The organism is Marinobacter sp. NSM, assembly GCF_052380025.1.
In the GTDB taxonomy this organism is placed as follows: Bacteria; Pseudomonadota; Gammaproteobacteria; order Pseudomonadales; family Oleiphilaceae; genus Marinobacter.
Window position 1 is genome coordinate 74,028 of sequence record NZ_JBQTCK010000007.1, and the last position, 26,631, is coordinate 100,658.

The 26,631-nt window shown below is 57.5% G+C and carries 20 protein-coding genes and 1 riboswitch; of the genes, 9 read left to right on the forward strand and 11 right to left on the reverse strand.

Annotation, left to right across the window (positions count from 1 at the left end; genetic code table 11):
- Positions 1-11: 11 nt before the first annotated feature.
- From ACTZWX_RS14880 to hslU, 6 genes are all read left to right on the forward strand, one after another.
- Complete coding sequence (locus tag ACTZWX_RS14880) at positions 12-2,177, forward strand: primosomal protein N' (protein ID WP_444714607.1); 2,166 nt, start codon at positions 12-14, stop codon at positions 2,175-2,177.
- A gap of 104 nt (positions 2,178-2,281) precedes the next feature.
- A complete protein-coding gene (locus tag ACTZWX_RS14885) occupies positions 2,282-4,330 on the forward strand; it encodes an Ig-like domain-containing protein (RefSeq protein WP_444714608.1) in 2,049 nt (682 codons plus the stop codon).
- Positions 4,331-4,461: 131 nt separating this feature from the next.
- A complete protein-coding gene (gene argS / locus ACTZWX_RS14890; RefSeq protein WP_444714609.1) occupies positions 4,462-6,147 on the forward strand; it encodes an arginine--tRNA ligase in 1,686 nt (561 codons plus the stop codon).
- A 7-nt stretch (positions 6,148-6,154) separates the two neighbouring features.
- Positions 6,155-6,802: an SPOR domain-containing protein gene (locus ACTZWX_RS14895; RefSeq protein ID WP_444714610.1), complete on the forward strand. Its 648-nt coding sequence runs from the start codon at positions 6,155-6,157 to the stop codon at positions 6,800-6,802.
- Positions 6,803-6,923: 121 nt separating this feature from the next.
- Positions 6,924-7,454 (forward strand): ATP-dependent protease subunit HslV, encoded by a 531-nt coding sequence (hslV, locus tag ACTZWX_RS14900; RefSeq protein WP_058090075.1) that lies wholly within the window; start codon positions 6,924-6,926, stop codon positions 7,452-7,454.
- Positions 7,455-7,465: 11 nt separating this feature from the next.
- Positions 7,466-8,797, forward strand: a complete 1,332-nt coding sequence (hslU, locus tag ACTZWX_RS14905) for an HslU--HslV peptidase ATPase subunit (RefSeq protein ID WP_072678338.1) — start codon at positions 7,466-7,468, stop codon at positions 8,795-8,797.
- 73 nt (positions 8,798-8,870) lie between these two features.
- Here the strand turns inward: hslU and ACTZWX_RS14910 are convergent, their stop codons facing one another.
- From ACTZWX_RS14910 to ACTZWX_RS14920, 3 genes are all read right to left on the reverse strand, one after another.
- Complete coding sequence (locus tag ACTZWX_RS14910) at positions 8,871-10,112, reverse strand: patatin-like phospholipase family protein (protein ID WP_444714611.1); 1,242 nt, start codon at positions 10,110-10,112, stop codon at positions 8,871-8,873.
- A gap of 90 nt (positions 10,113-10,202) precedes the next feature.
- Positions 10,203-12,509 carry a phosphoenolpyruvate--protein phosphotransferase gene (gene ptsP / locus ACTZWX_RS14915; protein WP_444714612.1) on the reverse strand — a complete coding sequence of 769 codons (2,307 nt, stop codon included), beginning with the start codon at positions 12,507-12,509 and terminating at the stop codon, positions 10,203-10,205.
- A 12-nt stretch (positions 12,510-12,521) separates the two neighbouring features.
- Positions 12,522-13,052 (reverse strand): RNA pyrophosphohydrolase, encoded by a 531-nt coding sequence (locus tag ACTZWX_RS14920; protein ID WP_061332397.1) that lies wholly within the window; start codon positions 13,050-13,052, stop codon positions 12,522-12,524.
- Positions 13,053-13,222: 170 nt separating this feature from the next.
- Between ACTZWX_RS14920 and ACTZWX_RS14925 the strand changes: the two genes are divergently transcribed.
- A complete protein-coding gene (locus ACTZWX_RS14925; RefSeq protein ID WP_444714613.1) occupies positions 13,223-13,879 on the forward strand; it encodes a histidinol-phosphatase in 657 nt (218 codons plus the stop codon).
- 220 nt (positions 13,880-14,099) lie between these two features.
- Here ACTZWX_RS14925 and ACTZWX_RS14930 read toward each other — a convergent pair whose 3' ends face one another.
- The 3 genes from ACTZWX_RS14930 to ACTZWX_RS14940 all read right to left on the reverse strand — a co-directional run bounded on the left by ACTZWX_RS14930 (position 14,100) and on the right by ACTZWX_RS14940 (position 16,814).
- Positions 14,100-15,296, reverse strand: coding sequence for a class I SAM-dependent rRNA methyltransferase (locus tag ACTZWX_RS14930; RefSeq protein ID WP_444714614.1), 1,197 nt, complete (start codon positions 15,294-15,296; stop codon positions 14,100-14,102).
- Positions 15,297-15,482: 186 nt separating this feature from the next.
- On the reverse strand, positions 15,483-15,875 hold the full coding sequence (gene gcvH, locus ACTZWX_RS14935; RefSeq protein WP_444714615.1) for a glycine cleavage system protein GcvH: 393 nt from the start codon (positions 15,873-15,875) through the stop codon (positions 15,483-15,485).
- Positions 15,876-15,923: 48 nt separating this feature from the next.
- Entirely contained in the window at positions 15,924-16,814 is an 891-nt protein-coding gene (locus tag ACTZWX_RS14940; protein ID WP_444714616.1) for a LysR family transcriptional regulator, read from the reverse strand.
- A 114-nt stretch (positions 16,815-16,928) separates the two neighbouring features.
- On the opposite strand from ACTZWX_RS14940, the gene metE reads away from it, so the two are divergent.
- A complete protein-coding gene (gene metE / locus ACTZWX_RS14945) occupies positions 16,929-19,199 on the forward strand; it encodes a 5-methyltetrahydropteroyltriglutamate--homocysteine S-methyltransferase (RefSeq protein WP_444714617.1) in 2,271 nt (756 codons plus the stop codon).
- Between the two features lie 83 nt (positions 19,200-19,282).
- Here metE and cpdA read toward each other — a convergent pair whose 3' ends face one another.
- The 4 genes from cpdA to thiC all read right to left on the reverse strand — a co-directional run bounded on the left by cpdA (position 19,283) and on the right by thiC (position 23,550).
- Positions 19,283-20,089, reverse strand: coding sequence for a 3',5'-cyclic-AMP phosphodiesterase (gene cpdA, locus ACTZWX_RS14950; RefSeq protein WP_444714618.1), 807 nt, complete (start codon positions 20,087-20,089; stop codon positions 19,283-19,285).
- 214 nt (positions 20,090-20,303) lie between these two features.
- Positions 20,304-20,789 (reverse strand): DUF1249 domain-containing protein, encoded by a 486-nt coding sequence (locus tag ACTZWX_RS14955; RefSeq protein ID WP_444714619.1) that lies wholly within the window; start codon positions 20,787-20,789, stop codon positions 20,304-20,306.
- The gene (locus ACTZWX_RS14960; RefSeq protein WP_444714620.1) at positions 20,786-21,406 is read right to left on the reverse strand and encodes an NUDIX domain-containing protein; all 621 of its coding nucleotides are present in this window, start codon (positions 21,404-21,406) and stop codon (positions 20,786-20,788) included. Before ACTZWX_RS14960 ends, ACTZWX_RS14955 begins: the two co-directional genes overlap by 4 nt.
- A 266-nt stretch (positions 21,407-21,672) precedes the next feature.
- Complete coding sequence (gene thiC, locus ACTZWX_RS14965) at positions 21,673-23,550, reverse strand: phosphomethylpyrimidine synthase ThiC (RefSeq protein WP_058090062.1); 1,878 nt, start codon at positions 23,548-23,550, stop codon at positions 21,673-21,675.
- An 83-nt stretch (positions 23,551-23,633) separates the two neighbouring features.
- Positions 23,634-23,744, reverse strand: a riboswitch (TPP riboswitch).
- Between the two features lie 138 nt (positions 23,745-23,882).
- On the opposite strand from thiC, the gene ACTZWX_RS14970 reads away from it, so the two are divergent.
- On the forward strand, positions 23,883-25,247 hold the full coding sequence (locus ACTZWX_RS14970; protein ID WP_444714621.1) for a TolC family outer membrane protein: 1,365 nt from the start codon (positions 23,883-23,885) through the stop codon (positions 25,245-25,247).
- Positions 25,248-25,290: 43 nt separating this feature from the next.
- Here the strand turns inward: ACTZWX_RS14970 and waaA are convergent, their stop codons facing one another.
- Positions 25,291-26,544: a lipid IV(A) 3-deoxy-D-manno-octulosonic acid transferase gene (waaA, locus tag ACTZWX_RS14975; protein WP_444714622.1), complete on the reverse strand. Its 1,254-nt coding sequence runs from the start codon at positions 26,542-26,544 to the stop codon at positions 25,291-25,293.
- Positions 26,545-26,631 lie beyond the last annotated feature (87 nt).

Below are 26,631 nucleotides of genomic sequence, written 5' to 3' on the forward strand. Positions count from 1 at the left end.
ACGCAGATACCGTGACACGGCCAGCTATCGCCCGCATCGCCCTGAACCGCCCCCTGAGGCGCCTGTTTGACTACCTGATTCCCGACGGCCTTGAGCTCGCCCCCGGCCAGCGGGTTACCGTGCCTTTCGGCCGCCAGACTTTGACTGGCCTGGTAGTAGAGATTGGCGTTGAGCCCCCGCCCGGTGTCAACCTGAAGGCCATTAAAGGCACATTGGAAAGCTGGCCAGCCCTGCCAGACAAAACTTTTAAACTGCTCACCTGGGCCAGCGACTATTACCAGCATCCGCTGGGGGAATGCCTGTTTACCGCCCTCCCCCCAGCCTTGCGACGGGGCCGACCCGCTCAGGAGAAAGCGGATGAAAGCTGGCACCCGGCGACAACAGAGGCAGCCTTACCAGCCAACGCACATCGGCAGGTCGCCCTATTCAATGCCATTAAGGAATCACCTGGCATTAGCTCCAGCGCGCTGGTGAAATCCGGCTTCAGCCGGGCTCAGATTCGTAACCTGCAACAGAAAAAGCTGATCGCCGAGGGCGCCAAAGCCGTTACTGCGCCGGCCACCAAAGATCTGCCGGCCCCGACCCTGTCCGTCGCCCAACAGGCAGCGTCAGCTCAAATGCCGGAGCATACACACGAATTCTCTGCCACCCTGCTCTACGGCATCACCGGTAGCGGCAAAACCGAGCTCTACCTGCATTATTTAAAAACGCACCTTAAAGCGAACGAACAGGCGCTGGTGCTGGTGCCCGAAATCAACCTGACACCTCAAACCCTGGCTCGCTTCCGCCGCTACTTTGGCGACCGCATTCAGGTATGGCATTCCGCCCTCAATGATGGCGAGCGCCTCAACACCTGGCTGAAAATCCGCAATGGCGAACCAGTCATCCTGATCGGCACCCGCTCGGCAGTGCTGCTTCCTTTTAGCCACCTTCGCACCATCATCGTCGATGAGGAGCACGACAGCTCCTACAAACAGGGCGAAGGTTTTCGGTATTCCGGGCGGGATGTTGCCGTCTACCGAGCTCACCTGAACCGGTGCCCAGTGATTCTCGGCTCGGCCACACCGTCCCTGGAATCCTGGCATAACGCGCAACAGGGCAAATACCAACTGATTCGACTGGAAGAACGGGCCGGCAAAGCAAAACCACCCCAGCTTGAATTGCTGGACATCCGTAGTCGGCCACTTGAAGCGGGATTGTCCCGTCCAACCCTGAATTCGATCAAAGAAACGCTTGCGAGGGGCGAGCAGGCGCTGGTCTTCGTCAACAGACGGGGGTTTGCCCCTGTAATGATGTGCTTTGATTGCGGCCATCTTGAAGAATGCCCACGCTGCGACACCCGCCTGACCTACCATCGGCGCGACCACGCCATGCGCTGCCATCACTGTGACTACCAGATGGCAGCAAGCCACACCTGCCCCAAATGCCAGAGTGAAAACTACAAACCGGTTGGCCAGGGCACCGAGCGCACCGAAGATACCCTTGCCGAGCATTTTCCGGACACGCCAATCGTGCGGGTAGACCGCGACAGCACCCAGCGTAAAGGCAGTATTCAAGCCATCCTTAAAAGAGTGAACACTGGTGAGCCGTGCATTCTTGTCGGCACCCAGATGCTGGCCAAAGGCCACGACTTCCCTAACGTCACCCTGGTGTGCGTGGTAAACGCCGACGGTGGCCTGTTCAGTGTTGATTTCCGGGCGCCGGAACAGATGATACAGACCCTGCTGCAGGTCAGTGGCCGCGCCGGCCGGGGCGACAAACCGGGAAAAGTGCTGATCCAGACCTGCCACAGCGACCACCCGTTTCTCACCAACTTGTGCCGGGGCAACTACGCTGCAATCGCAGACCAACTCCTGGCTGAGCGTGAAACAGGCGCCCTGCCACCCTACCGCACTATGGCGATCGTACGGGCCGAAGCCGACACCATGCAGAACAGTCTGCAACTTCTGGACACCCTGAAACCCATGGCACAAAGCCCAGGCATCGAAATCTGGGGCCCGTTACCCGCCGTTATCGCCCGCAAAGCCGACCGCCACCGGGCCCAACTGATTCTGTGCAGCGATAGCCGTGGCCACCTGAACCGCGTGCTGACACAGCTCTGCCAACACCTGGACCAAGCCAGGCTGCCCTCCAGTACCCGATGGGTGGTTGATGTAGATCCGCAGGAAACCGGCTAACCGTTTCAGCCAACAAAAATGTGACGCAGTCGATAACCTGCAAATCGTTACAATCTTTTGCAGAAATCCGCACCCGTAAGCATTGCGTTCGCGCCGACTGTGCTATGATTTTCAGCAAACTACCTAACAAAGCTGTAATAACACCTGAGGTTGCGATTCTCATGCAGGGAATGCGCAGCGAAAAGGCTTTTGCTGTAACGAAAACTGGAGATATAAAAATGTCAGGGAAATTCCTTGCGCGTGCGTCAGCGTTGTCGCTGGCTTTTGTTTTGGCCGCTTGTGGAGGTGATGACAGCTCATCGTCTTTAAGTGGCGTTTCTGATCAGACAGGCAACGGCTCGGGAACCCCGGGCAGTGGCAATGGAGACCCGTCGTCAGGTGGAACAGACGACGGGATTACTGTCGGTTCGCTGCGCCTGAGTGCATCTCCGGTGCAGCTCGGCACTGGAGATACTGCCGAGTCGACAATCATTGCATTTGCCAAGGATGCAGACAATATTCTTCTCACCGGCGTGCCTGTGGCATTCAGCGTAGATAACGATGCAGCTTTGGCTGCGAAAGTGGTTGAAACTGATGAAAATGGACGTGCAGTTAATACTCTGACTTCACCATCAAATGCCCAGAACCGCGTCGCAACAGTAACTGCAAAAATAGGCGACCAAGAAGCGACAATTGCGATAACCATTAACGGCACAAATCTTTCACTGGAAGGCCCAGCTAGCGTTTCTGCCGGTGACACGCCGCAATTCACAGCGACACTTGAAAACTCTCAGAATACAGGAGTCGCCCTTGAGCAAATTGCAATATCCAACAGCAACCCACAGAATCAACTGACGTGGGAAACGAATACCACCTCAGATAACGGAACAGTAACGTTCAACTATATCGCCAATCAGGCAGGAACCGACACCATAACGGTTTCAGCGTTTTCCGGCGAGAACACAATCACTTCTACCAAAGAAGTAACAGTAGCAGACAACACCTTCAGCTTTACTGGGCCTGCTGGCGATGAAATCGATATCGATACTCTCACCACAGTTACCTTGACTTGGGAAGAGAATGGAACCCCCATTTCTGGACAACCGGTACAGTTTTTCAGCTCCAGAGGTTCAATTATTGGGGCAAGCCAAGTCTCCACTGACGGAGCTGGCAATGCATCAGTAACTGTGGAGTCCCAAACAGCCGGCCCTGCAATTATCCAGGCCAAAGCGACAGACCCGTCCACTAGCCTAGAAATTTCAACCGATAAGCGATTTGAGTTCGTAGCAACGACTCCTTCAGCGCTCAACATCCAAGCCGACCGAACACAACTCCAAGCTAACGAATCCTCTAGACTGACGGCTGTTGTCCGGGACAATGCGGGTAACCTTGTCAAGAATCAAACAGTGTCTTTCAAAATTTTAAGCGATGTGAGCTCGGGTAATCTCTTTCCACCTGCGGTAACCACTAACTCACTTGGCCGCGCATCAACAACATTTACGGCTGGAGCTAGCCCATCTGGTAGAGATCAAGTTGAGATCGGAGCAGAAGTTGGGGCCCTGAATGAGACTTTTGAACTCACTGTTTCCGGTGGCGCATCGCGATTGACCATAGGAACGGGCAACGAGATCACGGAACCAGACTCGGATCATTACAGCAAGCCTTGGTCTGTATTTGTTAGCGATGTTAATGGCCAACCAGTAGAGAATGCCGAGGTTGAACTCGCGGTAATCCCCGTCAGTTTTGGCAAAGGCGAGTTTATTCAAGTTGACACAGATGGGGACGGTGAGCTCGACACGTGGAGTCCTGACCGGTTGATTACCTGCCCGTCGGAGGACATTAACCGAAACGGAATACTTGACGCTACGGAGGTTGACGTAAATGGTAACGGCAAACTTGACCCAACCAATGAAGCCGTTGTTACAACCGCAGACAACCAAACAGATCAGGACGGCGCAGTTCATTTCGACATTAAATATCCACAGAGCAGTTGCGCCTGGACGGAAGTGCTAATCGAAGCGCGCACACGAGTCAGCGGCACTGAATACAAAGAATCAGCAACTGTAACCTTATCTTGCTCTTCAGAGGACTTACTCAATCTGGAAGTTACACCGCCATCCTTTAACGGCGGCAGCAAATATGGCAAAACTGCCGACTGCAGCACAGACGAGTAATTCGACCAAAAGCCCGGCCCCAGCGCCGGGCTTTTTGCTTACACCCCAACTTTCCGCGATAATACGCCTCTTCTGATTTCATGGGCGCCCTGCCCTGTACCCATTCTCCTGAAAACCGAGTCATCTGACGCATGAAAGAGACCGTATCCGAGCTTCTCCAGTCCGCACTGGCTGCCCTGCAGTCTGAAGGCACCCTGCCGGCCGACCAGGCCTTTACCCCGCAGGTTGGCAACACCAAGGACAAATCCCATGGCGATTACGCCTGCAACATTGCTCTGATGGCCGCCAAGGCGGCTGGCTGCCCGCCGCGAAAGCTGGCCGAAGCCCTGGTGGCGGCGTTGCCGGAGAGTTCAGCGGTGGAGAAGGTGGAGATTGCCGGGCCGGGCTTTATTAACTTTTTCATGAGCACCGCCAGCGCATTCGGGATTGTGGATACCATCCTGGGTGAAGCGGAACAGTTTGGCCGCAACAAATCGGGTAAAGGCGAGAAGGTTCAGGTGGAGTTTGTGTCGGCCAACCCCACCGGCCCCCTGCATGTCGGCCACGGCCGCGGTGCCGCTATTGGCGACTGCCTGTGCCGGCTGCTGGAAGCCAACGGTTACGATGTTACCCGGGAGTTTTACTACAACGATGCCGGCGCCCAGATCAACAATCTGGCGCTGTCGGTTCAGTCCCGGTTGAAAGGCCTGACGCCGGAGCACGAAAGCTGGCCGGAAGACGGCTACCGGGGCGATTACATTGTCGATGTGGCCAACGCCTACCTGGCCGGCGAAACCGTGATTGCCGACGACCGGGAAGTGACCGCCAAGGCCGACCCGGACGACCAGGACGCCATCCGCGACTTTGCCGTGGCCTACCTGCGCCGGGAGCAGGATCTGGACCTGAAAGCCTTCGGCGTTCAGTTTGATGTGTATTTCCTGGAATCGTCCCTCTATGAAGACGGCAAGGTGGAGGCCACCGTTGAGCGCCTGAAGGCGAACGGCTTCACCTACGAGCAGGGCGGCGCCATGTGGCTGAAAACCACCGAGTTTGGCGATGATAAAGACCGCGTTATGCGTAAAAAAGATGGCGGGTATACCTACTTCCTGCCGGATGTGGCCTACCACCTGGACAAGTGGCAACGTGGCTTTACCACCGTGATCAACGAACAGGGTGCAGACCACCACTCCACCGTCACCCGCGTGCGTGCCGGCCTGCAGGCACTGAAAGCCGACATTCCCCAGGGCTGGCCGGACTACGTTCTGCACCAGATGGTGATGGTGACCCGCTCCGGCCAGGAAGTGAAAATCTCCAAGCGGGCCGGCAGCTACGTAACCGTACGGGACCTGATCGACGAAGTCGGTCGCGATGCCACACGTTTCTTCCTGGCTGCGCGCCGTGTCGATTCCCAGTTGACCTTCGATATCGACCTGGCCCGCTCCCAGACCAATGAAAACCCGGTGTATTACATTCAGTATGCCCATGCCCGTATTTGCAGCGTATTGCGTAAGCTGGCAGCGGAAGGCGTACAGCGGGGCATAAACGAATGTGTTGGCGATCTCAGCCTGTTAACACTGGACGAAGAGAAAGAACTGGCCAATCAGCTGGCCAAGTATCCGGAACTGATCGCCAACTCCGCCGCCCAGCGGGAGCCGCACCACCTCACCCATTACCTGCGTGAGCTGGCCGGCCAGTTCCACACCTATTACAACGCCCACAAGGTGTTGATTGAAGACACCGCCCTGCGGGATGCCCGTGTCAGCCTTTATCTGGCCGTGCGCCAGGTAATTGCCAACGGCCTGGATTTGCTGGGCGTTAGCGCGCCAGAGGAGATGTAAACAGACCATGGCCAGAGACTACGCCAAGAAGGACCGGCCCGCGGGAAAAGGAGCGGCCTCGTCCAGAAAGCCCGCGCCGAAGCCCCGTAAAGCTTCTCCCGCCAAGCGGAGTGCGCCATCGCACTCCCAGCATGGGGCGCTGTCGTTCAAGTGGATTCTGTCTCTGGCTGCGGTTGGTGGTTTTGTCGGCTTTATCGTGTATCTCAACACGCTGCCTACAGGCCAGGAATCCGCCAGGCCGAGCCAACCCGCACAGCAGTCTGCCGAGACCAAAACACCCGCGCCCAGCACCGCCAAGCAGGAGCATAGCCGGCCACGGGAGCAGAATTTCCGATTCTACGATATGTTGCCGGAATCGGAAGTGGTGCCCCCCACCGTTCAGGAGTACTCCCCTAACCCTGCTCAGCAGGACTTCAACTACATTGTTCAGTCCGGGTCTTTCCGCAGCCAGGCGGATGCCGAACGGCAGCGGGCTCAGATCGCATTCCAGGGTTTGCGGGCGCAGGTTCAGCGCATTGATCTGGAAAGTGGCAGCGTGTGGTATCGGGTAAATGTGGGGCCGTTTGAGTCTCGCAGCCAGATGAATGCGGCGGTGGATAAGCTGGTTACCATCAATATTCAGCCGCTGGTTCGGAAAATCCCGAAAGAAGGCTAGACTGTTGGAGTTGTCGGGGCTCAGGAAAGCTGGCCTCCACCTCAAGCCAGCCCTCTTGAATTCCCGCCAGAAGCCTCCATAAAGCTCCAAGATACTTTTACATCAGGCAACTGGAGCCAAAATGACTACCATAGTTTCCGTCCGCCGGGACGATGAAGTCGCCATGGGCGGCGATGGCCAGGTTTCTCTGGGCAACACCGTCATGAAAGGCAATGCCCGTAAAGTTCGCAGGCTCTATAACGGTCAGGTGATTGCCGGGTTTGCCGGCGGTACCGCCGATGCGTTTACCCTGTTTGAACGCTTTGAAGCGCAGCTGGAGAAGCACCAGGGTAATCTGACCCGCGCTGCCGTTGAGCTTGCCAAAGACTGGCGTACCGATCGCGCCCTGCGAAAGCTGGAGGCCCTGCTGGCCGTGGCCGATAAAACCGCCTCGCTCATTATTACCGGCAATGGCGATGTCATCGAGCCTGAACAAGGACTGATTGCCATTGGCTCCGGTGGCCCGTTTGCCCAGGCCTCGGCGCGTGCGCTGCTTGAAAATACCGACCTGAGTGCACACGAAATCGCCGAAAAGGCGCTCGAGATTGCCGGCGATATCTGCATTTACACCAATCAGAACCGCACTCTGGAAGTGCTGTCCTTCAAAGACTGACCGGAGCGACCATGTCTGCAATGACTCCCCGTGAGATTGTCCACGAGCTCAATAAACACATCGTGGGTCAGGATGAAGCCAAGCGTGCCGTAGCCATTGCCCTGCGCAACCGCTGGCGCCGTATGCAGCTGGACAGCAGCCTGCGTGACGAAATCACCCCCAAGAACATTTTGATGATTGGCCCCACCGGCGTGGGTAAAACTGAGATTGCCCGACGCCTGGCCAAGCTGGCGGATGCGCCCTTCCTGAAGGTGGAAGCTACCAAGTTCACCGAAGTGGGCTACGTGGGCCGGGATGTGGAATCCATTATCCGGGACCTGGCGGATATGGCGGTGAAACTGCTCCGCGAGAAGGAGATGAAACGCCACGAGAACCGCGCCCTGGACGCCGCCGAGGATCGCATTCTCGATGCCCTGCTACCGCCGGCCCGGGACTTTAACGAAGACAGCCAGCGCGCCAGTAACGATTCCGCCACTCGCCAAATGTTCCGCAAAAAGCTGCGGGAAGGCGAGCTGGATGACAAGGAAATCGAGATTGACGTTCGCAGTGGCGGCGCCGGCGTTGAAATCATGGCTCCTCCTGGCATGGAGGAGATGACCAACCAGCTTCAGAGCATGTTCTCCAACCTGTCATCTGACAAGCGTAAGACCCGTAAGATGAAAGTGGCGGACGCCATGAAGCAGGTTAAGGACGAGGAAGCTGCCAAACTGGTGAACGAGGAAGAGATCAAACACAAGGCCATTGATGCGGTTGAGCAGAATGGTATCGTGTTCATTGATGAGATCGACAAAGTGGCCAAGCGCTCGGAGAACACCTCATCGGATGTCTCCCGCGAGGGCGTGCAGCGGGATTTGCTGCCGTTGATTGAAGGCAGCACCGTCAGCACCAAGTATGGCGCGGTGCGCACCGATCACATTCTGTTTATCGCCTCCGGGGCCTTCCACCTGTCCAAGCCGTCAGATCTGATCCCGGAACTGCAGGGCCGCTTGCCAATCCGGGTTGAACTCCAGGCGCTGACACCGGACGACTTCAAACGCATTCTGACCGAACCAGATGCCTCTCTGGTACAGCAATACGAAGCCCTGATGGGCACCGAAGGTGTGAAGCTCAACTTCAGCGAAGATGCTATCGCGCGGATCGCGGAGGTGGCGTTCAAGGTGAACGAAACCACCGAGAATATCGGTGCCCGTCGCCTGCATACGGTGCTGGAACGCTTGCTTGAAAGCCTGTCGTTCGATGCCGGTGACAAAGTAACGGATGGCTTCGAGATTACTGCGGAGTACGTAGATGAGAAGCTGGGCGAATTGTCTGAAGACGAGGACCTGAGCCGGTATATTCTGTAACCGGCTTCGCCCGAAACTGAAAAGGCCGGATGTGTTTAACGCATCCGGCCTTTTTTTGTACCCTGGCGTTTACTTACTGGGCTTTCGAGAACAAATGAGTCACGTTGCCGATACTTGCGGCTAACTTGCCCTTCTCCGCCTGCTTCTTGCGCCCCTTGGCCACATAAAGAGGCAGCATTTCGCCATACAGGCTGGTACTGATGGTGCGCTGTTCGTCTTCCAGGCGATCCCGGCGCAGTTTAATGCCATACTTGAGCAGCTTTGGCTCCAGCTCATCGGCCCGGTTCAGCAGGTCTCGGCGGGTCATCTGATAGGCGTGCTCACACACCATCCGCCGGCTCTGGAAGCTGAACACATTGGAGAAGAACAGTTTGGCGTCGTCCCGGGTGGGCTCGAACAGCAGGATGTCTTTGTCCGGGTAGTCACGGCCGTACTGGGCAATGCCGGACTGCATCCGTGAGTAAACCATGGTGCGGAACGTCTGGGACAACAGGTTGGGCATGCCGGAACGTGTGAGTTCGCCCGGCTTCATGGTGCCTGCACGCACCGCTGCACTGGCATCGATAGGCACCTGAGGGTTCACCGCCAGCACCAGATCGGCGCCGTCTTCGAAGGCAACCGAGGCATGCAGCCCCTTACGCAAGGTGCCGTCTACATAGTAACGCCCATCGATGTCTACCGGCACGTACAGCCCCGGTGAGGCCGTGCTGGCCTGGACCGCCTTGGAAATAGGCACATGGTCGTACCCAGGGGCACCAAAGCACACCGCTTCCGTACTCTCCACATCCGCAGCCACTACGTACAGGCTACGCTTTAGCTGACGAAAATCGTTGGTGCGGCCAAGCATGGTAAACGCCCGCCGCAGGTATTCGTGCAGCCCCTCATTATCAAACAACCCGGCTGGCGCAGCCTGGGCCAGAATGGTCAAGGCTTCCAGTAAGCTCTGGTCGTAAGGGTTGTTGATGAAACGGCTGACAGCGGAAGACAGCAAACCCGGAACCGCCAGCAAGCGACTACCAATCTCCCGAAACGCAGGGCGATAAAAGACTTCCGGGTGGAATGGGTGAACCTCGGCTTCATTGCGCACGAAGATACGACACAACTGGGCCGTGGTCATCTGATTGGCCAGGTTGGCGGCCACAAAAGAACCGGAGTTAACCCCAACATAAACATCGATGTTATTGAAATCCAGGCCATCCAGGGCTTCGTCAAGCGCCCTTAGCGCGCCGATCTCATAAATGCCACCCAGTGGCCCACCGCCCCCAAGGGCGAGGCCAATGCGCGATGCTGGCTTGAGCTCGGTCGCTTTGGTCATAGCCTGTCCTTCGTAGGTACTGCCATAAGAATTACGTTACTAACCTATCAACGGATTTTAGAGTACGCACCCTATTACTGTCACAGTCGGTCAGGAAACCGCCTGCTCTGCCATCGCAGCGCTGGAGGACTTCACCGGTCGCAAATACCGGCCAAACCCTGCATTACGCAGGGCCAGGTCTACACAGCTCTTGATCACGTGGGGGGAATCCAGCAGCAGAACATCTTCCAGCAACTGGATAGCCCACTCCCTATCAATGCTGCGGATAACGGATTTCACCTTCGGCAGACTGGCCGCGTTCATCGACAGGGAATCATAGCCCATCGCCATTAACAGCAACGCGCCACCCGGGTCGCCGGCCAGCTCGCCACAGATGCCCACCGGCTTACCCACGGAGTGGGCATCCTGGGCAATGCGCACCAACGCCTGCAACACGGCTGGATGATAGGAATGGTAAAGCTGGGCAACACGCGGGTTGTTGCGATCTACCGCCAACAGGTATTGCGTCAGGTCGTTGGAACCCACCGAGAGAAAGTCCACGCGCTCAGCCAGTTCACGAATCTGGTAAACGGCAGCCGGCACTTCCACCATCACGCCCACTTTGGGCATGTGGATGTCGTAGCCCTCTTCGCGCACTTCGTGATAAACCCGGTAAATCAGGTGCAGGGATTCCTCCACCTCGGAAATGTTGCTGATCATCGGCAGCATGATCTGCAGATTGTTCAGGCCTTCGCTGGCCTTCAGCATGGCCCGTACCTGAACAAGAAAGATTTCGGGGTGATCCAGGGTAACCCGGATGCCCCGCCAACCGAGGAAGGGGTTTTCCTCCTCAATCGGGAAATAGGTCAGGGCCTTGTCACCACCAACGTCCAGCGTTCGCATGGTCACCGGATTAGGCGCAAAGGCTTCCAGTTGTTCCCGGTAATACTCCCGCTGCTCCTGCTCAGACGGAAAGCGGTCCTTGATCATGAACGGCACTTCGGTGCGATACAGCCCAATGCCTTCGGCCCCGTGAGACAGCGAGCGCACCACATCGGTCATCAGGCCGGTATTTACCAGCAGTGATACCCGATGGCCATCGGTGGTTTCGCAGGGCTTGTCCCGCAGCACCTCAAGCCCACGGATCAGTTCGTCTTCTTCCTCACAGATGGCCTGGTAGAAAGCGCGAAGATCCGATGACGGCGAGGCGAAAATCTGCCCTTCAAAGCCGTCCACCACCAGTTCGCGGCCATCCAGCTGGTTGACCGGAATATCCACCAGCCCCATCACCGTGGGCACACCCATGGCGCGGGCCAGTATGGCCACATGGGAGTTACTGGACCCTTTGACGGACACCAGGCCCACCAGCTGCCCTTTTGGCACTTCGCCCAGCATGGCCGGCGTCAGTTCTTCACTGACCAGTACCGTGTGTTCCGGGTATTCCTGAAGCTTTTGCTCGCCTTCCTGCATGTGGGACAGCAGCCGCCGGCCGAGATCCCGGATATCCACCACCCGCTCTTGCAGGTAGAGATCATCCATCATCTCAAAGTGGCGGATGTATTGCTGGACCACCTGCTTCAATGCACCCTGAGCCCAGATGCCTTCGCGAATTTTGATGGCCACTTCGCCTGGCAGGGCACCGTCATCCAGCATCCGCAGGTAAACGTCAAACAGGGCCTGTTCTTCGGGGCGCAGTTGCGACGCCAGGCGGTTCGCTACCCGCTCGATGTCTTCCCGAACGGCCTGCACGGCAGACTGGAACAGCGCCAGTTCCTGCTCAATGTTCTCGGTCGGTTTCTCCGGCACCACGTCCAGATCGGCGGACGGATACACCACCACACCAGTACCAATAGCGACACCAGGCGAGCCCGGCACACCATTGAAACTGACATCCTGGGTTTCTTCCCCGGTCAACGACAAGCCACTGATGGCCCCGGTGGCCTCACTGTGGGCAATGACACCCGCCAGCTGGGCCGAGACCGTGACTAGAAAGGCTTCTTCGCCCTCGTCAAAACAGCGGGAGCTCTCCCGCTGCTGAACCACCAGCACGCCCAGCACCCGGCGGTGGTGAATGATGGGCACACCCAGAAATGAACGGAAGCGTTCCTCACCGGTCTCCGGGAAGTAACGATAGCGGGGATGAGCAGGGGCATCTTCAAGATTGATAGGTTCCTCACGGGAGCCCACCAGGCCCACCAGGCCCTCAGAATAAGCAAGACTGACCTTGCCAATAGAGTCTTTGTAAAGACCCTCGGTAGCCATCAGGATGTAGCGGTTGGACGCCGGATCTAACAGATAGACGGAGCAGACCTCGGTATTCATGGCTTTCTGCACCCGCGAGACAATGATATCCAGCGCCTCCTGCAAATCGCGGGCGCTGTTTACCTCTTGTACTAGACTTCGCAAGATGCTCAGCATGGAGTCAGTCCGTCATTTCTGGTGTTCCTTCAAACGCCGGTTCTGCTCACTCCGTTGCCACTGTTCCATGTTGTGGAACAGCCTGGGAGCCAGTTCTCTCAGCGCGCGCCTATACACTTCTCTCTTGAATGAAACTACTTGTCCTAACGGATACCAGTAGCTTACCCACTGCCACCCGTCGAATTCCGGTGAATCGGTACCATCCACGCGCACATGCGCGTCTGGCGACATCATCCTCAGAAGGAACCATTTCTGTTTTTGCCCCACACAAACGGGGTGCGAGTTATGGCGTACCATCCTCCTCGGAAGCCGGTAACGCAGCCAGCCCCGGGTGCAGCTGATGATTTCCACATCGCTGGCACTCAGGCCGATTTCCTCTCCAAGCTCCCGATAAAGCGCATCCTCCGGTGATTCGTCGTGCTTGATACCACCCTGTGGAAATTGCCAGGAGTCCTGCCCTATTCGCCTTGCCCAGAGAACCTCTCCCCTGTGGTTGGCCAGAATGATTCCGACGTTGGGTCTGAAACCGTCTGAGTCGATCACGGCACAGTCCTCATAAAAGTCGGCACCGGTTATTTTCTAACCGGCGAAAATTGTCCAAGTTGCTCTCATTCTTACAGAATCCCAAGGCTTCGGCAAACGGAGCCGTTAGCGGCAGGTCATGGTAGACTGTGGCTCCTGCTTCAGAGCCTGTCACAATGGGAGGAAACGGCTTGACGCTCGCAATATTTGATCTGGACAACACCTTGCTGAACGGTGACAGCGACCACGCCTGGGGTGAATTTCTGGTGGAAGAGGGCATGGTGGATGCCGAAGAGTACAAGCGCGCAAATGACCGCTTTTACGAAGAGTACCTGAACGGAGAGCTCGACGTACTCCACTATCAGCGCTTTGTCCTGGCGCCACTGACCCGGCACAACCTGGACGAACTGAAACGCTGGCGCGAAGCCTTCATGGCCAAGAAAGTGCAGCCCATGATGCAGGAAAAAGCCAAGAAACTGCTGGATGATCACCGCGAGCAAGGCCATACCCTGATGATCATCACCGCCACCAACCGCTTCATTACCGAACCAATTGCTGAAATAATGGGCATTGAGCACCTGATCGCCACCGAGCCGGAGCTGGTTAACGGCAAGTTCACCGGTGAAGTGGCTGGCACTCCGAGTTTTCAGGAAGGCAAAGTGGAACGGCTGAACGACTGGCTGGCTGCCCATGGCGAAAGCCTGGAGGGCGCCTGGTTCTACAGCGATTCGCACAATGACTTGCCGCTGTTGCGGAAGGTGGAGAACCCGGTAGCCGTGGATCCGGACCCGACCCTGGAGAAGACGGCTTTGGAGAATGGCTGGCGGGTTATGTCTTTAAGGGTCTGACCCCGAACGGGGTCTGACCCACTTTTGCCCGTCTGTTGCACCTAACACGAACCACGTGCGTGGATTCCAAGATGGGTCAGTCCCCGTTCGGGGACAGACCCTTAAACAAAGGTGCTGGAGTCCAAGATGGGTCAGTCCCCGTTCGGGGACAGACCCTTAGACTATGGCACTGGATTCCAAGAGGGGTCAGTCCCCATTCGGGGACAGACCCCTTCAGACCCTATAAAAACCCTGTCAGAGACCGCACAAAGCAGGATTTGATGTAGTCGGTCTCCGGAATCCCCGGCACAATCGGATGATCCGGCGCCTGGTGTCCCTGCTCCAGAAGTTGCACAAACCGGTCAATCTTGCGGCCACTGCCACGGATAATGTCGATCAGTTTTTCCTGGGACAAATGCATGGAGCAAGACGCCGATACCAGCACCCCATCCCGCTCCAGCAAACGCAAACCCAACTGGTTCAGCCGGGCATAGGCCTGCTCCCCGGCCTTCTGGTCACGGCGGCGGGGAATCAGTGCGGGCGGGTCCAGCACCACGATATCGAACTTCTCCTTCTCATCTGCCAGGGCTTTCAGCGCATCAAAGGCATCGCCTTCAATGGTGTCGACGTTCTCCAGCCCGTTCAGTTTGGCGTTGTGGTGCACCGCATCCACCGCCGATGAGGACGCGTCCACACACGTCACCTGGGATGCACCGGCACACGCGGCCTGAATACCCCAACCACCCACGTAACTGAACACATCCAACACCTTCTTGCCGGGCGCATAGGCCTGCAGGCGCTGGCGATTCATGCGGTGGTCATAGAACCAGCCAGTCTTCTGGCCACCGGCAAGCGGCACCTCAAAACGGGCACCGTTCTCTTCCACCAGCACCGTGTCCGCTTCCGGCCCATGGGCAAATTCCACGTAACTATCCAGCCCCTCAACCTTGCGCATCTTGCCATCATTCTTCAACACAATAACCCGGGCATGAGCCAACCGCTGAACGGCACGCACGATGGCATCCTTCATCTGCTCCATGCCCGCAGTGGAAATCTGCACCACAACCACATCATCAAACCGATCCACCACCAGGCCAGACAACCCGTCACTGTCACCAAACACCCAGCGATAGAACGGCTTGGCAAACAAACGCTCCCGAAGACTCAGCGCCGCCTCCATCCGGTCCGTCAACCGCTTCGGCGTCATGCCGTGGTCCGCATCCCGACTGATCAGCCGGCCGCAAATCAATGCGTGAGGGTTCACAAACGCCACGCCCATCGGCTTATCGTTCGAGGCACGCACCTGAACCTGCGCACCGGGCTCAAACCCTGGCAGCGGGCAACGCTGGGTGTCCACCTCATTGCTGTAAACCCACAAGTGGCCGGCACGGAGACGGCGTTCTGCGCCCTTGCGCAGGTAGAGAACGGGAAAATCCATCGAATAGTTACCTGAGAGTTCGATTAAATAGGAGACCGCGCCATTGCTTGGGCGTGCTTCCGGGGACAGGCCTCACGAAACTGTGCGGAGCCATGGATGGCGGAGCCCAAGCGCCACATGGATGTGCCGAAGGAGCGTGTTTCGGGAGGCCTGTCCCCGGAAACACGCTTACACCAGGAGCGGATTTTACTCTTCCGCTGCCACATGCTCACCATAGGCTGCCGCATCCATCAGGCCATCAAGCTCGCCTTCGTCCGCCAGCTTCACCTTAAACATCCAGCCATCGCCATAAGGATCTTCGTTCACAATCTCCGGCTCGTCCTCGAGCTTCTCATTAATCTCGATAACCTCACCAGTAACCGGACTAAACACATCAGACGCCGACTTAACAGATTCAGCCACGCCAGCCTCTTCACCGCCATTCACAGTCGCACCCAACTCAGGCACGCCGATGTAAACCACATCGCCCAACTGCTCCTGGGCAAAATCGGTAATTCCCACGGTGGCCGTGCCATCGGCATCCACCCGAACCCACTGATGAGTTTCGATGTATTTCAGATCTGCAGGAATATCGCTCATGATTTTGTGTGTCCTGTTGAAATTTTTCGCGCAGTTTAACCGAAGATCCTAGCGCCAGCGAACCTCACGCGCCAACTTCACAAACTCGGAAAGGTAATCCACCGACTCATCCCGCTCCCGGAAGCCCAGAAAAATCTGCTTGGGCATACCCTCTTTACCTAGTTTCAGCGCAGTGATTGGCAGGTTTCTGGCGTACTCGTCCACCAGCCAGCGCGGCAACGCACTCACTCCCCGGCCCGCAGCCACCATCTGCAACATGATATCAGTGGTTTCGATGGTCTTGTGCCGGGCGGGCGCGCAGTGGGCCGGCAGGAAAAACCGGGTAAAAATATCCAGCCGCTCCACCGCCACCGGGTAAGTAATCAGGGTCTCTTTCTCCAATTGGTGGGGCTCTACCCACGCTTTGCCCGCCAGCGCGTGACCTTCCGGCACCACCAACACCTGCTCGTAGTCGAACACCGGCTCAAAACATACTCCCGGCTTGTGCAGCGGATCTGGCGTTACCAGAAGATCGATATCATGGCCGAACAGCGCCCCCATACCGCCGAACTGGAACTCCTGCTTTACATCCACATCCACATCCGGCCAATGCTTTAAGTAAGGACCCACTACCTTCAAAAGCCACTGATAGCAGGGATGGCACTCCATTCCCACCCGCAGACTCCCGCGTTGCCCCCTGGCAATCTGTCGAACCTGCATTTCCGCATGTTCAAACTGGGGCAACAGGCGGTTTGCCAACCCCAGTAGCTGACTGCCCGCCCGGGTAAACCTCAGTTGCCGGCCCTCCCTCAGCCAGACCGGCGTGCCGAGTTGCTGCTCCAACTTGCGAACCGCATGGGACAGTGCGGATTGAGTCAGGTGCAACTGTTCCGCTGCCGCCGTCAACGAGCCATGGCGCTCCACCGCTCGCAATATCTCCAGGTGATGTCGTTCAATCATGGCCAACCCGTGAATTATTCTCATGAATAGGTGAAATAATACCATTTTTATTCATGCCATCATCCACCTAACCTTGAAGGCCTTTAACAAACCACGGAATTCAAGGACTCAATCATGGCAATCACCCACAACCTGGGCTTCTCCCGCATTGGCGGCCAGCGGGAGCTGAAATTCGCACTGGAAGCCTACTGGGCTGGCCGGCAGACCGAGCAAGAATTAGCCATCACAGCCGCCGACCTGCGCCGGCGCCACTGGCAGCAGCAAGCCGGGCTGGACTATGCGCCGATAGGCGAATTTTCCCTTTACGACCAGGTATTGGATATGTCCGTCACCCTCGGCAACCTGCCAGCACGGGCCAAAGACAAAGAAGGCTCGGAACTGGACGCCTACTTCCGTGCCGCCCGTGGCCGGGGCGCCAACGATAGCCCCTGCTGCGCCACTGCCGCTGGCGAAATGACCAAGTGGTTCGATACCAACTACCACTACATCGTGCCGGAGCTGCATGCCAACACCCAGTTCGAGCTGAATCCCGAACGCCTTCTGGCCCAATTGGCTGAAGCACGGGAACAGGGCGTTAATGCCAAGCCAGTGATCATCGGGCCCGTTACTTACCTGTGGTTAGGCAAAACCTCCGATGGCAGTAATCGCCTGGATTTGCTGGAGCGCCTGCTGCCAGTCTACTCACAGCTACTGGAAGCCCTGGTCGATGCCGGTGCCGAATGGGTGCAGATTGATGAACCGGCCCTGGTGACCGATTTGGATGCCAACTGGCGCTATGCGTTCAACCTGGCCTATCACCAGTTGAAGGCCAATCGCCCGAAGCTGCTGCTGGCTACCTATTTCGGAGAGCTCCGGGATAACCTGCAGCTGGCTTGCGAATTGCCGGTGGCCGGGCTGCACATCGATGCTGTGAGCGCCCCTGCTGAAGTCAGCCGCGTGGCAGATTGGCTGCCCAACCACAAGGTGCTTTCCCTTGGTGTCATCAACGGGCGTAATATCTGGAAATCTGATCTGAATAGCATCCTGGAATGGCTGGAGCCGCTGAGTGAGAAACTGGCCGACCGCCTGTGGCTGGCGCCGTCCTGCTCGCTGCTGCATGTACCGGTAGACCTGGATCGTGAGCAGGAGCTGGATACTGGAATCCGCAGCTGGCTGGCCTTTGCCGTGCAGAAGCTCGATGAGCTGAGCACGCTGGCGCGGGCCCTGAACGAAGGCCGCGCCAGTGTTCGCGCCGAGCTGGCCGCAAACCAGCGGGCCATTGACAGCCGCCAGAACTCCGACCGTGTTATCAACTCGGAGGCTCGCCGTGCCATCGCCGCAGTTACGAAGGAACTGGGCAACCGTCAAAGCCCCTACCCCCAGCGCATCGCCAGGCAACGGCAGATTCTGAACTTACCGGCCTTCCCGACCACCACCATTGGCTCCTTCCCGCAAACCCCGGAAATCCGCCAAGCGCGGTTGCAGTTCCGCAAGGGTGAGTTAAGCAACACACAGTACACCGAGCAGATGCAGGCAGAAATTGCTCGCTGCATCGAAGAGCAGGAAAAGTTGGGACTGGATGTGCTGGTTCATGGTGAGCCAGAGCGTAACGACATGGTGGAATACTTCGGTGAGCAGCTGGAAGGCTATGCCTTTACCCGCTTCGGCTGGGTGCAATCCTACGGCTCCCGTTGTGTAAAACCGCCCATCCTGTTTGGGGATATCCGCCGGCCAGCGGCGATGACGGTGGACTGGATACGTTTTGCCCAGTCCCTCACCGACAAGCCGGTAAAAGGCATGCTGACCGGCCCGGTGACGATTCTGAACTGGTCCTTCGTGCGGGACGATCAGCCAAGGAAAGACTCCTGCCTGCAACTGGCCCTGGCCATTCGTGAAGAGGTACAGGACCTGGAAAAGGCCGGCGTGAACATCATCCAGATAGACGAAGCCGCGTTGCGGGAAGGCTTGCCCCTGCGCCAATCAGACTGGACAACGTACCTGGACTGGGCGATTAACAGCTTCCGCATCGCCGCCAATGGCGTGGACGACAGCACCCAGATTCACACCCACATGTGTTATTCGGAGTTCAACGACATCATCGAGGCCATCGCCCACATGGATGCCGACGTGATCACCATCGAGACCTCGCGGTCTGGCATGGAGTTGCTGGATGCTTTCCGGAACTTTGAATACCCGAATGACATTGGCCCAGGCGTGTACGATATTCACTCCCCCAACATTCCGGACAAGCAACACATCATCAATCTGATGACCCTGGCGGCAGAACGGATCCCGGCAGAACGATTGTGGATTAACCCGGACTGCGGTTTGAAAACCCGTAAATGGGAGGAAGTGACGCCGGCGCTGGAGACAATGGTGGCAGCGGCCCAGGCGTTGCGGGCCTGACACTCGGACAGGTGCTGTCCCTATATAATCACAGGCCGGCGAACAGGCCGGCCATTGGGAATATGAAGGGACATATTGATCGGCTAGTAACCGGCGCTCTTCTCGTCCAGATCAAACTCGAACTCATTCGCCCGGCATACTTCCGTGGAGTACTGCCCGGAAGGTTCAAGCTCAAACCAACGGTATCCAGGCGCCAGCGGCTCTACGGCAAATTTACTGGAGCCAGTGGCGAACTGGATGCAAGTGGAAGGCGTGGCAAGCAGCTGCACGCTATTGCGCTGCTGTTGGAGATCCTGGTGAATATGCCCCCAGAGCACGACTTTCACTTGAGTGTGCCTGTCGATCACCTGCCAGAAAGCATCGCGGTTCTTCAGGCCGATTTTTTCCATCCAGTCGGAGCCAATGTCCACCGGGTGATGGTGCAGGCACACCATGGCAGGTAACTCCGGGTGCTGCGACAGCGACTCGTCCAGGAAAGCAAGCTCCGGCGGCGAAAGCTCACCGAACACCTTGCCGTGCACGGAAGAGTCCAACATCACAAAATGCCAGCCGCCCTGCACGACCTGTTTTTGCTCGGCCTGAAACTCCGCTGCGATGGCGGCCAACAAATCGGAATCGTCATGATTGCCAGCAATCCAGAGCGAAGGACAGTTAAACGCTTTCAACTGCTCGCCAAAATACCGATAGGCCTCAGATGACGCATCCTGAGTGAGATCACCGGTCGCGAGGATCAGATCCGGCTGGCCATGGTTACGCAATACTTCATCAATCACAGCCGCCAGGCTGTCCCGGGTATTGACCCCAAGCAACGCGCCATCTGCCGACGCCATCAGGTGCGGGTCAGTCAGCTGCAATACCTTCAGGGGGCGAGCAGTATGCGCAGTGGTCATTCAGGGCCTGTTGTCTTGAGTGCAACCGTTTGATATTTCTGACAAGTGTACGACGGCTGCGTTCCGTTTTATCAGTTTTAAATGGTAGGTAGGTCACATTCTGGCCCGCCACCACAAAGATTTTGCAGTTTTTAACAACTATGGCACAGGCAAAGCCGGGAGCAAGTCAGACTTTCAACACACTACGACGCAGCTCATGACAGAGACAACGAATTCAGTCGCAGCCTTCGCCCGCAGACCAGGCAGCGTGCTCCATAGGCAGGTGCCCAAACCGCAGGCAGTAATCCAGCCAATCAGCCAGGAACCCGTTGACCTGCACTTTTTCATCAGGATGATGCATAAACCGGTTCGGGTAATCGTTTACCGGCGCAATCTGGCGCTGACGGTAGCAACTGATCACCTCGGCAATGAGGGCGTCGTGGTAGACCCGCACCGTCATTTGCGGGTTGTTCAGCCACCGGCCACTGTTGTGCACTTGCTCGAGCAGCAGGGTTTCGGTGAACTTTGCGTTTTGCAGGACTTCGATGCGCACCCGGCCCAAATACTGGTTTTCCCGGTGCAGCTCAAACTCGCAAACGGGCTTACCATCCGCCTCCAACTGGCGCAGTTTGCGCAGGCGCTGGTAGTTTCCATCACACAGCGCGCCCAGCTGGCGCAGATCCGGCACATACGGCTTAGGCCTTTTTACCCACTCGGTCATGCCCGCCACCCCCGGCGCAGCCTGTCACGGTTCAGTTGCAGCCACTGTATCGCAATGATGGCGGCGGCGTTGTTAATACGGCCGTCGGCGACCATGGTAAAGCACTCTTCGGCGCTGACCACGTGGCTGAGAATGTCTTCATGTTCATGCTCCACGCCGAAAACTCCACCCGCCTCGGCCGTACTGACCTGGCCACAGTAGAGGTGAATCATTTCGGTGGTGCCGCCAGGCGAGACCAGGTAATCGCAAATTTTATCGAGCCGACTGAAGCTCAACCCGGCTTCTTCCTGCCCCTCGCGCTGGGCCACGTCTTCCGGGCTTTCGCCGTCTTCGTTCATGCCGGCCACGAGTTCCAGCAACCAGGGGGACTGGTTACGGCCGAGCGCGCCGAGGCGGAACTGTTCAAGCAGCACCACTTCGTCCCGTTCCGGGTCGTAGGGCAACACGCAGGTGGCGTCGCCTCGGACGAACAACTCACGAGTGAAGGTGGGCATGTCGCGGCCGTCAAAGCGCGGGTGGGTCAGCCAGAGCTTGTCCATGCGGAAGAAGCCCTGGAAGACGGTTTCGCGTTTTTCGACGGTGACGTCGCTGGCGTTGAACTGGAACGGTTTCGGCATTCGTGTTTCCGGTTTGGTGTTCGGCTTGGAACGATAGCCCCTGACGTTGCTTGGGTGCAAGTGTCTTACGGTTGGCTTTGAGTTACGGTTCTGCCGCTAGTCTGCCAGGCTTGGGAGGTGGGGTGGTGGCCTTGTTCAGAAACGTGCGGAGCCAGGGATGGCGTAGCCCGAGACGCACAGGGACGTCTCGAGTCGCTTTCTGAACAAGGCCACCACCCCGGCTCTAAGCACCCAGCCAGAAGGCCAGGCGATCACGAACACCCAGCTCAAACCTTGTCGTAAAGCTTGGAGCCAGACTCCACGAACTCCCGCGATTTGGCCTGCATGCCAGCATCAATTGCCGATACCTCATCGATGCCCTGCTCTGCCGCGTAATCCCGCACTTCCTGCGAGATCTTCATGGAACAGAACTTCGGCCCACACATGGAGCAGAAGTGAGCCACTTTCGCCGATTCCTTGGGCAGGGTCTCATCGTGAAAAGCGCGTGCGGTGTCCGGGTCCAGGCCGAGGTTGAACTGGTCTTCCCAACGGAACTCGAAACGGGCCTTGGACAAGGCGTTATCGCGGATCTGGGCCCCCGGATGGCCCTTGGCCAGATCGGCAGCGTGGGCGGCGATTTTGTAGGTGATGATGCCGGTTTTTACATCATCCTTGTTCGGCAGCCCCAGGTGCTCCTTCGGGGTGACGTAGCAGAGCATGGCACAGCCGAACCAGCCGATCATGGCCGCGCCAATGCCAGAGGTAATGTGATCATAGCCCGGAGCAATGTCGGTGATCAGCGGCCCAAGGGTGTAGAACGGAGCCTCGTCACAGCATTCCAGCTGCTTATCCATGTTCTCTTTGATCAGATGCATGGGCACATGGCCCGGGCCTTCGATCATGCACTGTACATCGTGTTTCCAGGCAATTTTGGTGAGTTCACCCAGGGTTTCCAGTTCGCCGAACTGGGCGGCGTCGTTGGCATCCGCTATGGAACCGGGGCGCAGTCCGTCGCCGAGGCTGAAGGACACGTCGTAGGCTTTCATGATTTCGCAGATGTCTTCAAAGTGCTCGTACAGGAAGCTTTCCTTGTGGTGCGCCAGGCACCACTTGGCCATGATGGAGCCACCGCGAGATACGATACCGGTGGTGCGTTTCGCAGTCAGCGGCACGTGATGGAGCCGCACGCCGGCGTGAATGGTAAAGTAATCCACCCCCTGCTCTGCCTGCTCAATTAACGTGTCGCGGAAGATTTCCCAGGTCAGGTCTTCGGCCACGCCGCCCACTTTCTCCAGGGCCTGGTAGATCGGCACGGTGCCAATGGGCACCGGAGAGTTGCGGATGATCCACTCGCGGGTTTCGTGGATATTCTTGCCGGTGGACAGGTCCATCACCGTGTCGGAACCCCAGCGGATACCCCAGGTCAGTTTCTCGACTTCGTCTTCGATGGACGAGGTGACCGCCGAGTTGCCAATATTACCGTTGATCTTCACCAAGAAGTTACGGCCGATGATCATCGGCTCTGTTTCCGGGTGGTTGATGTTGGCGGGAATAATCGCCCGGCCCCGGGCCACTTCGTCGCGAACAAACTCGGGGGTGATCTCTGGTGGCAGATTGGCACCGAAAGACTGGCCTGGGTGCTGGTCCGCCAGCAGACCATTTTCGCGGGCTTCCTGCAATTTCATGTTCTCCCGGATGGCGATGTATTCCATCTCCGGGGTGATGATGCCCTGGCGGGCGTAGTGCATCTGGGACACGTTTTTACCCGGCTTCGCTCGCAGGGGTTTACGCTCATCCATAAAACGCAACGGGTCGAGCTGCGGGTCTTTCATCCGGCGACGGGTGAATTCGGAGGTGTAACCGTCCAGCTGCTCCACATCGCCCCTCTCGGCGATCCAGTTGGCGCGAACCGGCGGCAGGCCTTTTCTCAGGTCAATGGAGGCCTCAGGGTCGGTGTAAGGCCCGGAAGTGTCGTACACAACGACCGGTGGGTTCTTTTCGCCGCCCATTTCCGTGGGGGTGTCTCCCACAGTAATTTCCCGCATAGGCACACGCAGATCAGGTCGGCTACCCTGCACGTATATTTTTCGTGAGCTTGGTAATGGTTTGATTGCTGCGGAGTCTACTTTCGCGGAGTCGCTGAGGTAAGCTGGCAAGTCCGTCATGATCTGCTCCCGTTTGATCTGGTGATATCGGGTCGCGTATGACGGAGCTATGCCAGATTCACCCATTAAGGGCGGCTTGGCACGGTTCGTACGGTCTTAATCCCTACGCCGGTATTATCCGGATCAGGTCGCGGGTTCTGCGTTGCAATCTCAGCCGACCACCGTTTGGTGGTTTAGCACCCCGTCAAGACGCGATAAGTAATCTGTTTTGCTCACAAATTGAGTGAGCTTTGCAAGTGTAGAGGCCGGGCTGATTATTGTCCATAATGAGCAACCGATACCTTTGGGTCATTGCCGGGCAGATTCCCGGAGTTAGTTTTTCAGGAGAAACAATGAAGAAACGTCTACTTCCAGGATTGATCACCCTGCTCGCAGCCCAGCCCGCTTTTTCTCTGGATTTGATGGAAACGTACGAGAAGGCGCTATCTTACGATTCAGGCATTGCCTCTGCATTGGCCCAGTTCCAGGCCCAGCAGGCTGCCAGTGACGTTAGCAGGAGCTCGCTACTGCCACAGGTTGGCGCGTTTGCTGAGGCCAATCATACCGATTTCGACGCCAAGAATGGTCCGGGAGACAGCTATAAGTCCCTGAATTATGGCGTTCGACTTACCCAACCGGTGTTTCGTGCCGACAGCTGGTTCCGCTACGACGCCAGCCAGTTCCAGACCGAAGCTGCTCAGGCCCAGTACAATCTGGCCCAGCAACAGCTGATTCTGGATGTAGCCACCGCCTACTTCAACGTGTTGCGCGCCCAGGACACGGTAACCACGGCACGTGCCACCGAGACGGCCATTCAGCGGCAATATGAACAGGCTCAGGAGCGGTTTGATGTTGGCCTGATTGCCATCACAGAGGTCTATGAAGCACGGGCCAGCTACGATGACAGCAAAAGTCAGCGCATCGCCGCTGAAAACCAGCTCAACGTTGCCCGTGAACAACTGGCGCGTTTGACTGGCGAATATGCAGAGGATCTGGAAAACCTGCGCGAGAACTTCCCGCTTGGCCGACCGGAGCCGATGGACCCTTCCGCCTGGGAAAACACCGCGCTCGAACAGAACTGGGTTATTCAGTCTGCGCGATACCAGCTGAATGCCAATGAGGCCAACCTGAAGGTGGCAAAATCTGGTCACCTGCCCACCCTCGATCTTTTTGCTTCTTACGGCAAATCTGAATTGGACGGTGTAAACTCGCCCCAACAGCAGGAGGGTACACAAGGGGTGATTGGCTTGGAGCTGAACGTTCCCTTGTATATGGGTGGCGGAACCCAGGCCGGTGTGCGCCAACAACGTTCTTTGGTCACCGCAGCCCAGGAAGACTTGAATACCACGCGCCGGGATGTTCGAGTTAACACCCGAAGCCTGTACCTGACCGTAAACAATAACGTTGAAACCGCCTCGGCTCTGGAGCAGACCATCATCTCCCGCCGCAGTGCGCTGGACGCGACACGTGCCGGTTACGATGTGGGAACCCGGAACATTGTGGAAGTGCTGGATGCCGAGCGGGCGTATTACGTGGCCCTTCGGGATTATGCCAATGCCCGTTACGATTACGTGATCAACACGTTACAGCTGAAACAGGCGGCAGGCACTCTGAGCCCGCAAGACCTGATTGAACTGAACAACTGGCTCAGCGCCAACGCCAGGGGCATCGAAGCTCTGGCAGAAGAAGATCTGACCCTGGACGACCCCACGCAGTAATGGCGCCGTCGTCCGTGTGATTCCGGTGGCGACTGCCCCGGAATCACAGCCTTTCTATAATCCCCTCAACCACGCGGTCTAATGCGCCCCGGTTTTTGTTAACCACCGCCAGCGCCCGCTCTCCATAGGCTTTGCGTTCCATCGGGTTGGCAAACAATAGATTGATCGCCCGAGCCAGATCGTCTGCCCCCTGAACCAACTGCACCCCCTGGTCTGCCAACAACCGTTCGTAGATGGTCTCGAAATTGAACACATGAGGCCCGGAAAACACCGGGATACCCCAGGCTGCCGGCTCTAGCGGATTGTGACCGCCCCGTTCGATCAGTGAACCACCCACAAAGGCAAGGTCGCTGGCTCCGTAGAGCATCATCAGCTCCCCCATGGTATCGGCCAGATAAACCTGCGCGCCCCAGGCACTCTGCCCCTGAGATCGCCGTGCAACCTGAAAGCCCAACTCCTGTGCCATGACCGCCACGGCGTCAAAGCGTTCCGGGTGGCGCGGCACAATAATCAACAGGGCGTCAGGGTGTCCCGCAAGCACCAATCGGTGAGCCTGAAGCAGCTGTTCATCCTCGCCACAGTGTGTGCTGCCGGCGATCCAGACCGGACATGAGCCAAGCGTGGTACGAAAACTTTCAGAGGCAAGCCGGACATCCTCCGGGATGTCGACATCGAACTTCACACTGCCCGTCACCTCAACGTGGCTTGCAGCAACCCCAATTCGACGAAAGCGTTCTGCATCAGGTTCTGCCTGGGCAGCCACCCAGGTGATACTTTTCATGATCGGCGCCGCCAGCCCCCTGACCCGCTCGTAGCCCCGGGCCGAGCGCTCCGACAGCCGGGCGTTGATCAGAAACACCGGCACGTTTTTGCGGCGGCACTGGCTGATCATATTGGGCCAGATCTCGGTTTCCATGATGACCAGAATGCGGGGATTGACCCGCCGCAGAAATCGACGGATGGCGCCCGGTGTGTCGTATGGTGCGTAGGCATAGGTTACCCTGTTACCGAACATTTTCCGTGCCTGGGCAAGGCCGGTGTCGGTCATGGCGGTCATCAGAATGGTGGCCCCCAGATTTCGCGCCAGCAGTCGACGCACCATGGGGCCGGCGGCGATGGTTTCACCCACAGAGACCGCATGCACCCAGATGACGGGCCCGGGTATGGAAGGCACACGGCCCAGGCGATGCTGCCAGTCCTGCCTGAGCGCCGGCGCCTTGCGGCCCTGCCACCAAAGCCGGATGAGAATAAACGGCAGCGCCAGGCGAATCAGCAGCGAATAGATAAACTGGAACACGCAGGACTCCCGGCAAAACAGTGCGTTATCATAGGGCGAAGAATGTCGAGGGGTTGCATCTTGCCCCCGGGTTAAACGTTTGTCGAT